This window comes from Pseudomonas trivialis (assembly GCF_036864995.1).
GTDB lineage: Bacteria > Pseudomonadota > Gammaproteobacteria > Pseudomonadales > Pseudomonadaceae > Aquipseudomonas > Aquipseudomonas trivialis.
In genome coordinates, this window is the sequence record NZ_CP142151.1 from 4,492,868 (window position 1) to 4,506,244 (window position 13,377).

Annotated in this window: 14 protein-coding genes and 2 pseudogenes; 7 read left to right on the forward strand and 9 right to left on the reverse strand. The window is 61.4% G+C overall.

Annotation, left to right across the window (positions count from 1 at the left end; all coding sequences use genetic code 11):
* Window positions 1-109: 109 nt before the first annotated feature.
* The 3 genes from cgtA to rplU all read right to left on the reverse strand — a co-directional run bounded on the left by cgtA (window position 110) and on the right by rplU (window position 2,135).
* The gene (gene cgtA / locus VRB54_RS19800; RefSeq protein WP_003230855.1) at window positions 110-1,333 is read right to left on the reverse strand and encodes an Obg family GTPase CgtA; all 1,224 of its coding nucleotides are present in this window, start codon (window positions 1,331-1,333) and stop codon (window positions 110-112) included.
* 194 nt (window positions 1,334-1,527) lie between these two features.
* Window positions 1,528-1,785, reverse strand: a complete 258-nt coding sequence (gene rpmA, locus VRB54_RS19805) for a 50S ribosomal protein L27 (RefSeq protein ID WP_003176049.1) — start codon at window positions 1,783-1,785, stop codon at window positions 1,528-1,530.
* Window positions 1,786-1,820: 35 nt separating this feature from the next.
* Window positions 1,821-2,135: a 50S ribosomal protein L21 gene (rplU, locus tag VRB54_RS19810; RefSeq protein ID WP_003176051.1), complete on the reverse strand. Its 315-nt coding sequence runs from the start codon at window positions 2,133-2,135 to the stop codon at window positions 1,821-1,823.
* Window positions 2,136-2,374: 239 nt separating this feature from the next.
* On the opposite strand from rplU, the gene VRB54_RS19815 reads away from it, so the two are divergent.
* From VRB54_RS19815 to VRB54_RS19825, 3 genes are all read left to right on the forward strand, one after another.
* On the forward strand, window positions 2,375-3,343 hold the full coding sequence (locus tag VRB54_RS19815; RefSeq protein WP_338478470.1) for a polyprenyl synthetase family protein: 969 nt from the start codon (window positions 2,375-2,377) through the stop codon (window positions 3,341-3,343).
* A gap of 195 nt (window positions 3,344-3,538) precedes the next feature.
* Window positions 3,539-3,880, forward strand: a complete 342-nt coding sequence (locus VRB54_RS19820) for a zinc ribbon domain-containing protein YjdM (protein WP_003230858.1) — start codon at window positions 3,539-3,541, stop codon at window positions 3,878-3,880.
* 160 nt (window positions 3,881-4,040) lie between these two features.
* Complete coding sequence (locus tag VRB54_RS19825) at window positions 4,041-4,298, forward strand: hypothetical protein (RefSeq protein WP_209984752.1); 258 nt, start codon at window positions 4,041-4,043, stop codon at window positions 4,296-4,298.
* A 126-nt stretch (window positions 4,299-4,424) separates the two neighbouring features.
* Here the strand turns inward: VRB54_RS19825 and VRB54_RS19830 are convergent, their stop codons facing one another.
* Window positions 4,425-5,042: an FKBP-type peptidyl-prolyl cis-trans isomerase gene (locus VRB54_RS19830; RefSeq protein WP_338478471.1), complete on the reverse strand. Its 618-nt coding sequence runs from the start codon at window positions 5,040-5,042 to the stop codon at window positions 4,425-4,427.
* A gap of 252 nt (window positions 5,043-5,294) precedes the next feature.
* Between VRB54_RS19830 and VRB54_RS24685 the strand changes: the two are divergent.
* Window positions 5,295-6,311 (forward strand): annotated as a pseudogene (locus tag VRB54_RS24685) (methyl-accepting chemotaxis protein); the annotation flags it as partial.
* Between the two features lie 309 nt (window positions 6,312-6,620).
* A pseudogene (locus VRB54_RS24690) lies at window positions 6,621-7,214 on the forward strand (methyl-accepting chemotaxis protein); the annotation flags it as partial.
* A 92-nt stretch (window positions 7,215-7,306) separates the two neighbouring features.
* Here VRB54_RS24690 and VRB54_RS19840 read toward each other — a convergent pair.
* Window positions 7,307-7,675 (reverse strand): glyoxalase superfamily protein, encoded by a 369-nt coding sequence (locus tag VRB54_RS19840; RefSeq protein ID WP_338478472.1) that lies wholly within the window; start codon window positions 7,673-7,675, stop codon window positions 7,307-7,309.
* A gap of 159 nt (window positions 7,676-7,834) precedes the next feature.
* Between VRB54_RS19840 and VRB54_RS19845 the strand changes: the two genes are divergently transcribed.
* On the forward strand, window positions 7,835-8,215 hold the full coding sequence (locus VRB54_RS19845; RefSeq protein ID WP_338478473.1) for a lysozyme inhibitor LprI family protein: 381 nt from the start codon (window positions 7,835-7,837) through the stop codon (window positions 8,213-8,215).
* Window positions 8,216-8,225: 10 nt separating this feature from the next.
* On the opposite strand, the gene VRB54_RS19850 is transcribed toward VRB54_RS19845, so the two are convergent.
* The 4 genes from VRB54_RS19850 to VRB54_RS19865 all read right to left on the reverse strand — a co-directional run bounded on the left by VRB54_RS19850 (window position 8,226) and on the right by VRB54_RS19865 (window position 12,224).
* Window positions 8,226-9,671 (reverse strand): SulP family inorganic anion transporter, encoded by a 1,446-nt coding sequence (locus VRB54_RS19850; protein ID WP_338478474.1) that lies wholly within the window; start codon window positions 9,669-9,671, stop codon window positions 8,226-8,228.
* 145 nt (window positions 9,672-9,816) lie between these two features.
* On the reverse strand, window positions 9,817-10,713 hold the full coding sequence (locus VRB54_RS19855; protein WP_057007345.1) for a LysR family transcriptional regulator: 897 nt from the start codon (window positions 10,711-10,713) through the stop codon (window positions 9,817-9,819).
* Between the two features lie 31 nt (window positions 10,714-10,744).
* Window positions 10,745-11,335 carry an NAD(P)H-dependent oxidoreductase gene (locus VRB54_RS19860; protein WP_338478475.1) on the reverse strand — a complete coding sequence of 197 codons (591 nt, stop codon included), beginning with the start codon at window positions 11,333-11,335 and terminating at the stop codon, window positions 10,745-10,747.
* 124 nt (window positions 11,336-11,459) lie between these two features.
* On the reverse strand, window positions 11,460-12,224 hold the full coding sequence (locus VRB54_RS19865; protein ID WP_338478476.1) for a sulfite exporter TauE/SafE family protein: 765 nt from the start codon (window positions 12,222-12,224) through the stop codon (window positions 11,460-11,462).
* Window positions 12,225-12,412: 188 nt separating this feature from the next.
* Here VRB54_RS19865 and VRB54_RS19870 point away from each other — a divergent pair, with 188 nt between their 5' ends.
* The gene (locus VRB54_RS19870) at window positions 12,413-13,321 is read left to right on the forward strand and encodes a LysR substrate-binding domain-containing protein (RefSeq protein WP_338478477.1); all 909 of its coding nucleotides are present in this window, start codon (window positions 12,413-12,415) and stop codon (window positions 13,319-13,321) included.
* Window positions 13,322-13,377 lie beyond the last annotated feature (56 nt).

Below are 13,377 nucleotides of genomic sequence, written 5' to 3' on the forward strand. Positions count from 1 at the left end.
TTCAACCTTAGAGTGAGGGCTGCACGCGACCCAGCGCCGCCCATAACGTTATACCCGGATACTAAAACGCCGCTCTATAAAGAGCGGCGTTCAAGTTTATCGCAACGAATCAGTCGCGCACGTAAATGATTTCCGGACCGTCCTCATCATCCACGTCTTCTTCGTCCCAATCGTCGTCGCCGATGTCGTGGACCGACTTCACGCCGCTGCGGCGCAGGGCACGCTGGTCGTCCAGGGCCTGCAGCTGGGCGCGGGCTTCGTCTTCGATCTGCTGATCGAGCTCGGCGAGTTCGGCCTTGAACACCGGATCGGCCGCCAGGCGGTCGGCACGGTCTTCCAGGTAGCGCATGATGTCGCGGGTCAGGCGCTCGGTGCCTTCTTTGGCAATGGCCGAGATCACGTAGACCGGACCTTCCCACTCCAGGCGGTCGACGATTTCCTTGACGCGCTCCTCGTGCTCTTCTTCAAGGATCTGGTCGCACTTGTTCAGCACCAGCCAGCGATCACGCTCGGCCAGGGCAGGGCTGAACTTGGTCAGTTCGCTGACGATCACTTCGGCGGCATCCGCAGCGCTGGTTTCATCCAGCGGCGCCATGTCGACGAGGTGCAGCAGCAATCGGGTGCGCGACAAATGCTTGAGGAAGCGAATGCCCAGGCCTGCGCCATCGGAAGCGCCTTCGATCAGGCCGGGGATGTCGGCGATCACGAAGCTCTTCCAGCGGTCGACGCTGACCACGCCCAGGTTTGGCACCAGGGTGGTGAACGGGTAGTCGGCGACTTTCGGCTTGGCGGCCGAGACCGAGCGGATGAAAGTACTTTTGCCGGCGTTCGGCAGGCCCAGCAGGCCCACGTCCGCCAGTACTTTCATTTCCAGCTTGAGGTCGCGTTGCTCGCCCGGCTTGCCCGGCGTGGTCTGGCGCGGTGCACGGTTGGTGCTGGACTTGAACCGGGTGTTACCCAGACCGTGCCAGCCGCCCTGCACAACCATCAGCTTCTGGCCGGCCTTGGTCAGGTCGCCAATCACTTCCTGAGTCGCGGAGTCGATGATCGTGGTGCCGACCGGAACGCGCAGTACCAGGTCTTCGCCTTTTTTACCGGTGCAGTCGGTGCTGCCGCCGTTGGAGCCACGCTCGGCATCGAAGTGCCGGGTGTAACGGTAGTCGACCAGAGTGTTGAGGTTTTCGTCGGCCATCATGTAGATGGAACCGCCGTCACCGCCGTCACCGCCGTTTGGGCCACCGTTTTCAATGAATTTTTCGCGACGGAAACTCATGCAACCGTTACCGCCGTCGCCTGCTTTTACTCGAATGGAAACTTCATCAACGAACTTCATAACAAAACGCCTCTCGCCGCATGGGCGAGCTTAAGAAACCAAGACATAAGACTCTTGCAAAAATGAGCGCAGCGACCTCAAGCAACGACCGCACATCCTGCTGCTCTCGCCCATGACAAACAGCTTTGCAAGAGACTCACTCCACAAACGAAAAAGCCCCGTCGCAAGACAGGGCTTTTCCAGCGATCTCGCAATTAAGCTGCGACAACGCTCACGTAACGGCGGTTGAACGCGCCCTTTACTTCGAACTTGATCACGCCTTCGATTTTAGCGAAGAGGGTGTGATCCTTGCCCATGCCAACACCGTAACCGGCGTGGAATTGGGTGCCGCGCTGACGCACGATGATGTTGCCCGGAATGATTTTCTGGCCGCCATACATCTTAACGCCAAGGCGTTTGGCTTCTGAGTCGCGACCGTTACGGGTACTACCACCAGCTTTTTTGTGTGCCATGAGTCAATTCTCCTAGTGAGGAATTAGGCTGGAAATTAAGCCTGAATACCGGTGATTTTGATCTCGGTGTACCACTGGCGGTGGCCCATACGCTTCATGTGGTGCTTACGACGACGGAACTTGATGATGCGGACCTTATCGTGACGACCTTGGGAGATCACTTCAGCCACAACGGTAGCGCCAGCAACAACTGGAGCGCCGATGTTCACGTCATCGCCATTGGCGACCAACAGAACGCGATCAAACGTCACGGATTCGCCGGTAGCGATTTCCAGTTTTTCGATCTTCAGGTATTCACCTGGGGCGACTTTGTATTGCTTGCCACCAGTAACAATTACTGCGTACGACATGGTATTTCTCCGATAATCCTGCTCACCCAGCGCTTTATAAGAAGAGGTATTGGCTGGCATGGCTGCATGGGATGGACGTCCCGAATGCAATTGCGTAAGGCAGGTGCTGCCCAGGAAGTTCAGGGTGCGCGATTGTACGCAAGCTATAGGAGGCTTGCAAGGGGCTGTCTATCGCGCCTTGACACCCGGGGGTCAGGGTCCTAGCATGCCGCGCAACCCTTCTGGAGCGACTGTCGCTGATGCAACCCCAAGCTTTCTACCGCGCGGTCGCGGACGATTTTAGCGCCGTCGACGGCATCATCAAGCAGCAGCTCACCTCGAAAGTGCCGCTGGTCTCCAAAATTGGCGACTATATTACGTCGGCCGGAGGCAAACGCCTGCGTCCTTTATTAGTGTTGCTGTGCGGCAAGGCGCTGGGCCGCGAAGGCGATGACCTGCGCCTGCTGGCCGCCACCATTGAATTCCTGCACACCGCCACCCTGCTGCATGACGACGTGGTCGACATGTCCGGCATGCGCCGTGGGCGCGAGACCGCAAACGCGATGTGGGGCAACGCGCCGAGCGTGCTGGTGGGCGATTTCCTGTACTCGCGCTCGTTCGAAATGATGGTCGAGCTGGGCTCGATGCCGGTGATGAAGATTCTTTCACAGGCCACGCGCATCATCGCCGAAGGCGAAGTATTGCAGCTGTCCAAAGTCCGCGACGCCAGCACCACCGAAGAAACCTATATGGAAGTGATTCGCGGCAAGACCGCGATGCTCTTCGAAGCCTCGACCCACAGTGCCGCTGCGTTGTGTGGTGCGACAGCCGAACAGGCCGAGGCCCTGCGTACCTTTGGAGACCACTTGGGCGTGGCGTTCCAACTGGTGGACGACCTGCTCGACTACCGTGGCGACGCCGAAACCCTGGGCAAGAACGTCGGTGACGACCTGGCCGAGGGCAAGCCGACGCTGCCGCTGATCTACACCATGCGCGAAGGCACGCCGGAACAGGCGGCACTGGTGCGCAAGGCGATCCAGAAAGGCGGGATTGAAGACCTCGAAGCTATCCGTGCTGCGGTAGAAGCCTCGGGCTCCCTGGAGTACACCGCACAGCTGGCGCGCGACTACGTGGCCCGTGCCATCCAGTGCCTGGAAGCCCTGCCGGTCAGCGAATACCGGGATGCGCTGGTCGAGCTGAGCGAGTTTGCGGTAGCCCGTACGCACTGAGCAATATCTGCGAGCGCAGGCTTGTGTGGGAGCTGGCTTGCCTGCGATAGCATCACCTCCGTACCTCTGACACACCGCGGTGCCTGCATCGCGGGCAAGCCCGACTCCCACAAGGTTCCGAGGCGCCCCCCCCAACCTGCAATAAACCCTATATAATGTGCGACTTTTAGCCACCCTGACTCTCAAGGAGCTTTAGTGAGCACGTTGCCACCCTGCCCAAAATGCAATTCCGAGTACACCTACGAAGACGGCGCCCAGCTGATCTGCCCGGAATGCGCCCACGAGTGGTCCGCCAATGGCGAGGCCGAAGTGGCGGGCGACGAAACTGTGAAGAAAGACTCTGTGGGCAATGTCCTGCAGGACGGCGACACCATCACCGTGATCAAGGACCTCAAGGTCAAGGGCACCTCGCTGGTGGTCAAGGTCGGGACCAAGGTCAAGAACATCCGCCTGTGTGACGGCGATCACGATATCGATTGCAAGATCGACGGTATCGGCCCGATGAAACTCAAGTCCGAGTTCGTGCGCAAGGTCTGAACCTGCTGCCTCCATCCCGCAGCCACTGCGGGATGGCGTTTCGCCCTCTTTGCTGACGCAGCTCAATACCCCCACAGAAAAACACACAAATCGCCAATAGGCCCTTGCTATTCGACGAATAAGAATTATTCTCATTGAAACCCATCAAGGAGAATGAACCATGACTTATTTGATCGATGCCTGGCTGGACCGCCCACACCCCTACCTGCGAATCCTCCATCGGGAAACCGGCGAAGTCTGTGCGGTGCTGGAAGAAGAAGCGCTCAATGAACTGCAGGACCAGGGCGACCTGGACGTAAACGGCCTGAGTTCGAGTGAACCGGGTGTGTTGAAGGAAGTGGTGCGCAACCTGTTTCTGTTCTGCTATGCGCGGGCATTGCGCCCGGCGACGGAGCTGCATGGCAGGTTTCATCCGTGAGCCAGACACGGGATGCTGCACTTTATGTGGGAGCCGGGCTTGCCCGCGATGCAGGCAACTCGGTCTGAAGCACCGAGGTGATGCCATCGCAGGCAAGCCAGCTCCCACTTGAAGCCAAAGCAGGTCTTACAGAACGTCGAGCAGCTCGACGTCGAATACCAGTACGCTGTGCGGCGGAATGCTGCCAACGCCTTGAGCGCCGTAAGCCAGCTCGCTCGGCACGTACAGGCGCCATTTGCTGCCGGCATTCATCAGTTGCAGGGCTTCGGTCCAACCGGCGATCACGCCGCCCACCGGGAATTCAGCAGGCTGGCCGCGCTCGTAGGAGCTGTCGAACACTGTGCCGTCGATCAGAGTGCCGTGGTAGTGGGTACGCACCTGGTCTTCACGGGTCGGCTTGGCGCCGTCACCCTGGGTCAGCACTTCAAATTGCAGGCCGGACGCCAGAGTCGTGATGCCGTCACGCTTGGCGTTTTCAGCCAGGAATGCCAGACCAGCGCCAGCGGCCGCTTCAGCCTTGGCAGCCGCTTCGGCTTGCATGATTTCGCGGATGACCTTGAAGCTGGCGGCCATTTGCTCCTGGTCGACACGGCTTGGCTTGCCTGCGAACGCGTCGGTCAGGCCGGCCAGGATGGCGTCCAGGCTGACGCCCGGTGGCGGGTTGTCGCGCAGTTGGTCGCCCAACTGACGGCCAATACCGTAGCTGACGCGGGTTTCGTCGGTGGACAGATTAACGTCGGACATGAAGAGGCTCCGCTGCAGGACCACGCGATTTGCCGCGCCGTCCAAATTAAAAGGGTCCGCAGACTAGCATAATACGGGCAATTGGGGATGCGCCCCGGCGGAGCATCGCCGCACCCTTTTAGTGCTATTTCTTCGCATCGCACATAAAAACCCTACAGAATTTTCCACGGCCGCCGATAGAGAGCTACACCTTGGCTGGCTCAAAAAACAACATCGTCCAGCAGACAGACATTTTTTCTTGCGGAGCAATCGATGAACAGCTGGTTCGGTAACATCAGCGTAAACCTCAAACTCGGCCTGGGCTTCGGCCTGGTGCTTGTCCTCACGTCGATCCTGGCATTCACCGGCTGGACCAGCCTGGGCGGCCTGATCGACCGCAGCAACTGGATGAGCGATATCACCCAGCTCAATGCCTCCCTGACCAAACTGCGCATCGTGCGCCTGCAATATATGCTGGCCAATGGTGACGAGGCCGTCGCACAAAACGTGCAGACCAGCCTGGAAGCGTTCACCGCCCAGCAGCAAAAGCTGCTCGACAGCTTCAAGAGCCCGGAAAACCTCAAGCTGCTCAATGCGCAGAAAACCGTTATCACCGCCTACCAGCAGTCGCTGAACAAGATGCGCGAGGCCTACCGCAACGGCAACGCTGCACGCGAAATGATGGGGGACAAGGCCGACATCGCCAACGCGCAGATCAACGCCCTTGAAGCCGGCGTGCAGCAGATGCCCGACAGCCCGGAGCGCTTCACTCAATACCAGGCCGTGGTCAACGCCAAGACCGAACTCCAGCAGGCGCGTTACGAAGTGCGTGGTTACACCAACAACGTCAACGCAGAGACCGAGGCCCGTGCTGCCGCGCAGATCGAAAAGGCTATCAGCAGCCTGAAGAACCTCAGCGCCGCCTTTGGCAGCAGCCAGCAAACCGCGCTGAGTTCCCTGGAAACCGCGCTGGGCGCCTATCGCAGCGCCGTGCAAAGCTACAAGGCAGCGAATGCCAACATCGTCAGCGCCCGCGCCGAGATGACCACCCAGGGCGCCGATATCGTCACGATCAGCGAGAAGCTCTACGAGATCCAACTGCAACGTCGTGACGCCGAAAGCGCCCAGGCCCGCAGCCTGCAGTTGATCAGCACGCTGCTGGCCCTGCTGGTCGGCATCATTGCGGCGCTGGTCATCACTCGCCAGATCACCCGCCCGCTGCAGGAAACCCTTGCCGTGGTCGAGCGCATTGCCTCCGGCGACTTGAGCCACAACATCCAGGTCACCCGCCGGGATGAGCTGGGTGTGCTGCAACAGGGCATCCAGCGCATGGGCACCACCCTGCGTGAGCTGATCAGCGGCATTCGCGACGGCGTGACCCAGATCGCCAGCGCTGCCGAAGAACTGTCGGCCGTGACCGAACAGACCAGCGCCGGGGTCAACAGCCAGAAAATCGAGACCGACCAGGTCGCCACCGCCATGCATGAAATGACTGCCACTGTGCAGGAAGTGGCGCGTAACGCCGAGCAGGCGTCACTGGCCGCCGCCGATGCCGATGGCCAGGCCCGCGCCGGCGACAAGGTGGTGGCCGAAGCCATCGCCCAGATCGAACGCCTCGCCGCCGAAGTGGCACGCTCCACCGACGCCATGTCGCATCTGCAACAAGAGAGCAACAAGATCGGCAGCGTGATGGACGTGATCAAGGCCGTGGCCGAACAGACCAACCTGCTGGCACTCAACGCGGCGATTGAAGCGGCGCGTGCCGGTGAAGCCGGTCGTGGGTTTGCGGTCGTGGCCGACGAAGTGCGTGGCCTGGCCCAACGCACGCAAAAATCCACCGAGGAAATCGAAGGCCTGGTTGCCGGTTTGCAGAACGGTACCCAGCAAGTGGCCAACGTGATGAACAACAGCCGCAGCCTCACCGACAGCAGCGTCGAGCTGACGCGCAAGGCCGGTGTGTCGCTGGAAAACATCACCCGCACGGTGTCGAACATTCAGTCGATGAACCAGCAGATTGCCGCGGCGGCCGAACAGCAAAGTGCAGTGGCCGAAGAGATCAGCCGCAGTATCGTGAATGTGCGTGACGTGTCGGAACAGACCGCCACGGCAAGCAACGAGACGGCCAAGTCGAGCGTGGAACTGGCGCGATTGGGCAGCCAGTTGCAGCAGATGGTCAGCCACTTCCGCGTTTAACAATGCAAAAAGCCGCCTCGGGGTTAACCGAGGCGGCTCTATACAAAAAACCGCCCGACCAAGGCGGTTTTTTATTGCCTGCTATTTACCACTCAGCCCTCGCTTTCCTCGACAAATACCAGCCGATTTCCAAACGGGTCCTTGATGCTCATCTCCCGCGAGCCCCAGGGCGTTTGCTCAACCCCGGGCTTGGCAAAACGGTAGTCTTTGGCCTGCAATTGCTGCTGGTAAGCAGCCAGACCTTGCGCCTGAATCCGCACCGCCGCCCCCGGCGACGCATCGCCATGGTGCTCGGACAAATGCAGCACACACTCCCCCAGCGATACCTGCAGGTACAGCGGATAATTCGCTTCGAACCGATGCTGCCAATCGACCTTGAATCCCAGGAAGTCGACGTAGAATTCCAACGCCTTGGCCTCGTCGAAACTCCGCAGGATGGGGATGACTTTTCCTAAGTGCATGGCGACCGCTCCGTGTAAAAGAGCGCCCACTATAGAGGCGAAAACCCACGAAGAAAATTCGCCAGGAGGTGGGCTTACAGCTCGCTAGGACGTGCCCGAAACTCAAGCGCTGTCTGCGAGTCATAGACTGCGACTCCACTCAAGCCCAGGAAGCCGATCATGATTCGTACATCCTTTGCCGTCAGCGCCCTGCTTGTGGCGCTTTGCGGCACCGCTTCAGCCGCAGACAATCCTGCGTTGAAAAAATGCATGGACAGCGCCGAAACGACCCTCGCCATGGTCACGTGCAATGTCAAGGAAACCAAGGTGCAGGATGCGCGCCTGAACAGGGCCTACAAGACTGCACTGGACGCTCAGGAAGGTGAACGCAAGAAGCAGCTGCAGGACGTGCAGCGCTTGTGGATCCAGTACCGCGACGCCAATTGCGCCTTCGTCGGCAGCGCCACGGGCGGCACCATCGATCAGGTCAACGGCTCCGGCTGCGTGCTGGACATGACCCAGACCCGCGCCCAGGAACTCGAAGATCTGGTTGGGCCATAAACAGACCCGTTCAATCGTGATGCACCTTCGCTCGCTTGAGCAGCTTCTTGCAGCGTTCCGACAGGTGCAGTACCCGCACATGCTTGCCGGCCTTGGTGTAGCGCTCGCGCAGGGTCATCAGCGCGGCTATCGCTGAATAGTCCACAAAGCTCAGGTGACGGCAATCGAGCGTCACCTGAGCCGGGTCGTTGGCCGGGTCGAAACGGTTCAGAAACGGTGTGGTCGAGGCAAAGAACAAGGTGCCGTGCAGCCGATACAGCTTGCTGCCGTCCGCCTCCAGGTGCTCATCGGCATACAGTTCACGGGCCTGCTGCCAGGCGAAATTCAGCGCCGCGATCACGATGCCGCACAGCACGGCCGTGGCGAGGTCGGTGAACACCGTGATCACCGTCACCGCAATGATCACCAGCACATCATTGACCGGCACCTTGTTGATCACCCGCAAGGATGCCCAGGCGAAGGTCTGCTGGGACACTACGAACATCACCCCCACCAGCGCCGCCAGCGGGATGCGCTCGATCAAGGGTGACAGAAACAGAATGAACAACAGAATCATCACCCCGGCAAACACACCGGAGAATCGCCCGCGCCCGCCGGAACTGAGGTTGATCACGGTTTGCCCGATCATCGCGCAGCCGCCCATGCCGCCGAACAGGCCCGAGACCATGTTCGCGGCCCCCAGGGCCACGCTTTCGCGGTCCGGGTAGCCACGGGTCTCAGTGATTTCGTCGGTGAGGTTCAGGGTGAGCAGGGTTTCCAGCAAGCCGACCATCGCCATCAGGAACGCATAGGGCGCGATGATGCCGAGGGTTTCCAGGGTCCAGGGGATCTGTGGCAGCGCAAAGGTCGGCAGGCCACCGGCGATGTGGGCCATGTCGCCCAGGGTACGGGTGGGCAGGCCGAGCAGGTACACCGCCAGGCCCACGCCGAGAATCGCCACCAGCGCCGGCGGTACCGCGCGCGTCAGGCGTGGCAGCAGGTAGACAATCGCCATCGTCGCCGCCACCAGGCCGATCATCACGTACAGCGGCGTGCCGCTGAGCCAGTGTTCGCCCCGCTTGAAATGCTCCAGTTGCGCCAGCGCAATGATGATCGCCAGGCCGTTGACGAACCCCAGCATCACCGAATGCGGCACCATGCGCACCAGCTTGCCCAGGCGCAACACGCCAAAGGCGACCATGATCAACCCGCCGAGCAGCACCGTGGCCAGCAGGTATTGCACGCCGTGTTGCACCACCAGCGCGACGATCACCACCGCCATCGAGCCTGCCGCACCGGACACCATGCCGGGCCGACCGCCGAACAACGCGGTGAGGGTGCAGATGATGAAGGCGCCATACAGGCCCATCAGCGGGTTGAGATGGGCCACCAGCGCAAAGGCGATGCACTCGGGCAGCAATGCGAAAGACGTAGTGAGGCCGGCCAGGGCGTCGGCGCGCAAACGGGTGAAGGTCATGGAGGTACCAGGGAGTTGCGGGGGATCAGGCGGGGGATGGTACGGAAATGTGCTCGGAGGGGCCAGTGAAGTGTGACGACAGGTGGACCGAGGCGCGCCTTTCGCGGGCAAGCCCGCTCCCACAGTTGGCGGTGTTCACCGCCTGTCAGCAGGCATAGCGCGCCAGCTTGGCCTGGATGAAATCCAGGAAGCACTGAATGCGCAGCGCCAGTTGCGAGTTGCGGTAGAACACCGCATGGATCGGCTGGCGATACCCGCTGTTGAACGCCTCCAATACCGGCACCAGGCGCCCGGCGCTGATGTCTTCGCCAGTCATGAAGTTCGACAGGCAGCCAATGCCCTGCCCTTGCAGCGCCAGGTGCCGCACAGTTTCACCGCTGGACGCGACAATGGCCGGCTGGATCAGCCAACGGTCGCCCTCCACATGGCGCAGGGGCCAGTGGTTGAGGGTCTCGGTCTGGCTGAAGCCCAGCAAGGTGTGCTGCGCCAGGTCGGCGACGCTGGCCGGCGTGCCGTGTCGCTTGAGGTATTCCGGGCTGGCCAGCACATGCAGCGGCGTGCAGCCAAGGGCACGCGCGTGCAGGGTCGAGTCGGCCAGGGCACCGATGCGTATGGCAATGTCGGTGCTGTGTTCCAGCAGGTCGATGATCAGGTCATCGCTGTTGAGCTCCAGCTGGATCTGCGGGTACAAGGCTCGAAACTCGGCAATGTACGGCACGATCCCATGCAGCATGAACGGCACCGCTGCATTGACCCGCAGCCGCCCGGCCGGGGTTTTCTGGCGCGACGACAGGTGCTCCTCCAGCTCATCCATCTGCGCCAGGATCCGCTTGGCCTGTTCGAAGAAGTACCGGCCCTCTTCCGTCAGGTCCATGCGCCGCGTGGTGCGGTTGATCAGCGTGGTGTCGAGCTTGGCCTCCAGCCGCGAGAGCGTGCGGCTGACCGCCGAGGGCGTCTGCCCGGCCTGCTCGGCCGCCGCGGAAATCGAGCCGCACTCGATCACGCTGACGAAGATCTGTAGCTCATCGGATCGGGCTTTCAAGGGGCTGTCCTCGTGATCGGTCGACGCAAGCTTACACCGCCAGCCCCAACACCTGCGCCAGATGCTGTTCATAGCGCGCCACGTCGGCTTCGATGGCCGGGCGTTTCATTACATCCACGCAGAGGAACGTCGGCAAGGCGCTCATGCCGAGAAACGCATTGGCCTTGTGGAACGGAAAGTACACCGCATCCACGCCCTTGGCTTCGAAGAAGTCGGCCGGATCGTCAAAGGCCTGCTGCGGCGCGTTCCAGGTCAGCGACAGCATGTAGTGTTTGCCTTGAATCAGACCGCCGCTGCCATACTTTTGCGAGGCATCGGAGCGGGTACGACCATCGCTGGCGTAGAGGCTGCCGTGGCCTTCGGTAAAGACTTCGTCGATGTATTTCTTGACGATCCATGGCGCGCCCATCCACCAGCCGGGCATCTGATAGATGATCACATCGGCCCAGAGGAACTTGGCGACTTCTTCGGCAACGTCATAGCCTTCGTCGATGTGGGTGACCTTGACGTCAAGGCCGCCACGGTCGAGCAGGGCCACAGCGGCATCATGCAGGGTGGCGTTGTAGCGGCCATCGGAATGGGCGAATTTTTTGCCACCGTTGAGCAGGAGTACTTTTTTCATGGGAGGGGATCCTGAGGGTTATCAATACAGGCCGTCAGGCTATCGACATCGCCCACCCGGAATAAGCGGCGGCGCGGCAAAATACAGTTGACCAGAACGCACGAATGGAACGTTATTGTTGAATTCAGCCGCTGATCAGCAGGTGGGCGCCCAGCAGTGCCATGCCGATGAAGAACACCCGCTTGAACAGCACCACACTGATGCGTTGGCGCAGCGCCTGCCCCAGCCACATCCCCAGCAGCGCGGGCACCAGCGCCAGCAACGAGGCGCTGATTTCGCCAGTGCCAAGAGTGCCGTGCCAGGCCAGGCCTGCGGCCAGCGCCAGGGTAGACACGCTGAACGACAACCCCAGGGCCTGCACCAACTGGTCGCGACTCAGGCCCAGCGCTTGCAGACAAGGCACCGCCGGAATCACGAAGACGCCCGTGGCCGAGGTGATGAGGCCGGTGATCAAACCGCATAACGGCGCCAGCCAGCGCTCGGTGCGCGGCGCCATTTTGAACGTGGGCAGGCACAGGCCGCTGAGCGCGTAAATCAACAACGCCGCGCCCAGTGCGCGCACCACCCATTGCTCGGCGCCCATACCCAGCCACAGCGTGCCCAGCCCGGTGCCGAGGAAAATCAGCAACAGCATGGGCCATAGACGCTTGAGCAGCGCACTCAAGTGGCCGCCGAACGCCAGTTGCCAGAAGTTGGTCACCATGGAGGGAATGATCAGCAGCGCGGCAGCCTGCGCCGGCAACATAGCCAGACCGAGCAGGCCCATCGCAACGGTGGGCAGGCCGAGGCCGATAACACCTTTGACGGTGCCGGCCAGCAGAAAGGTGCCGATGACCAGCATTGTCAGGGTGGGGCCGAGGTTTTGGTAGAACGCGAGAAAGGTCGTCATCGGGCGATTGTGCGGGCTTCCGGCCGGATCGAAAATGCGGCATATACTGAGGCTGCCTATTGTTTTGCGTGAGGCTTAGGGCCTCATCGGGAGCAAGCCCCCTCCCACATGATGACTTGTGAATACCTTCAAGTGTGGGAGGGGGCTTGCTCCCGATAGCGTCAGCCCAGTCACCGGAAAACCCAGCCATGCACTTTGACCTGATCGACCTGCGCCTCTACCTGCATACCCTCGACACCGGCAACATCACCGCCGGTGCCGCCCGCAGCCATCTGTCCCTGGCCGCCGCCAGCGCCCGTATCCGCGCCATGGAAGCTTCGCTGGGCATTGCCTTTCTTGAGCGCGGCCGCCGTGGCGTCGCGCCAACGCCCGCCGGCAAAGCCCTGGCCCGCCATGCACGGCTGCTGCTGCAACAGGCCGACCACCTGCAACAGGACCTGGCGGCGTACGCCAACGGCGTCAAAGGCCAGGTGCGTCTGCTGTGCAACACCACCGCCCTCAGCGAATACCTGCCGGAACTGCTGGCGGCGTTTCTACGCGAACACCCCAACCTCGATATCGACCTGCAGGAGCTGCCGAGCCTGCGCATCACCCAGGCCCTGCGCCAGGGCACGGCGGACCTGGGCATCATCTCCGACGCGGTCGACACCCATGGCTTGCAGACCCTGCCCTTTCGCGATGACCCGCTGGTGCTGATCATGCCGCTGGATCATCCCTTGGCAGCCGCCCCGGTCAGCTTTATCGACAGCCTGCAACACGACTACGTCGGCCTGGCCGCCCATAGTGCGCTGGCGGTGTACCTGGAGGAGCAGGCCCTGCACGCAGGGTTTCGCCTGCAAACCCGCATCCGCGCCGATGGCTTCGAGGGGTTGATGCGCATGGTGGCCGGTGGGGCAGGCATCGGTATCGTGCCGCAGGCGGCGCTGGCGCGCGGGCAGGTGCCGCGTGCCTTCAAGGCTCAAGCGCTGGCGGAAGAGTGGGCCTGTCGTCGGTTGCTGCTGTGCGCGCGCTCGTTCGAACAGTTGCCGGGGTACGCCAAGGCGCTGTGGGAAGCCTTGAGCAAGCCACTCCCACATTTTGATCTTCATTCAACTTAAGGTTCTGTAATATCTGCCCCCTCAGCGTCCGGGGATGGGTTCTGCGTGCAACCGAT

What these genes read in the sequence shown, in the direction of transcription:
- cgtA (WP_003230855.1), bottom strand. Translation starts at nt 1,333, where the DNA reads ATGAAGTTCGTTGATGAAGTTTCCATTCGAGTAAAAGCAGGCGACGGC.
- rpmA (WP_003176049.1), bottom strand. Translation starts at nt 1,785, where the DNA reads ATGGCACACAAAAAAGCTGGTGGTAGTACCCGTAACGGTCGCGACTCA.
- rplU (WP_003176051.1), bottom strand. Translation starts at nt 2,135, where the DNA reads ATGTCGTACGCAGTAATTGTTACTGGTGGCAAGCAATACAAAGTCGCC.
- VRB54_RS19815 (WP_338478470.1), top strand. Translation starts at nt 2,375, where the DNA reads ATGCAACCCCAAGCTTTCTACCGCGCGGTCGCGGACGATTTTAGCGCC.
- VRB54_RS19825 (WP_209984752.1), top strand. Translation starts at nt 4,041, where the DNA reads ATGACTTATTTGATCGATGCCTGGCTGGACCGCCCACACCCCTACCTG.
- VRB54_RS19830 (WP_338478471.1), bottom strand. Translation starts at nt 5,042, where the DNA reads ATGTCCGACGTTAATCTGTCCACCGACGAAACCCGCGTCAGCTACGGT.
- VRB54_RS19840 (WP_338478472.1), bottom strand. Translation starts at nt 7,675, where the DNA reads ATGCACTTAGGAAAAGTCATCCCCATCCTGCGGAGTTTCGACGAGGCC.
- VRB54_RS19845 (WP_338478473.1), top strand. Translation starts at nt 7,835, where the DNA reads ATGATTCGTACATCCTTTGCCGTCAGCGCCCTGCTTGTGGCGCTTTGC.
- VRB54_RS19850 (WP_338478474.1), bottom strand. Translation starts at nt 9,671, where the DNA reads ATGACCTTCACCCGTTTGCGCGCCGACGCCCTGGCCGGCCTCACTACG.
- VRB54_RS19860 (WP_338478475.1), bottom strand. Translation starts at nt 11,335, where the DNA reads ATGAAAAAAGTACTCCTGCTCAACGGTGGCAAAAAATTCGCCCATTCC.
- VRB54_RS19865 (WP_338478476.1), bottom strand. Translation starts at nt 12,224, where the DNA reads ATGACGACCTTTCTCGCGTTCTACCAAAACCTCGGCCCCACCCTGACA.
- VRB54_RS19870 (WP_338478477.1), top strand. Translation starts at nt 12,413, where the DNA reads ATGCACTTTGACCTGATCGACCTGCGCCTCTACCTGCATACCCTCGAC.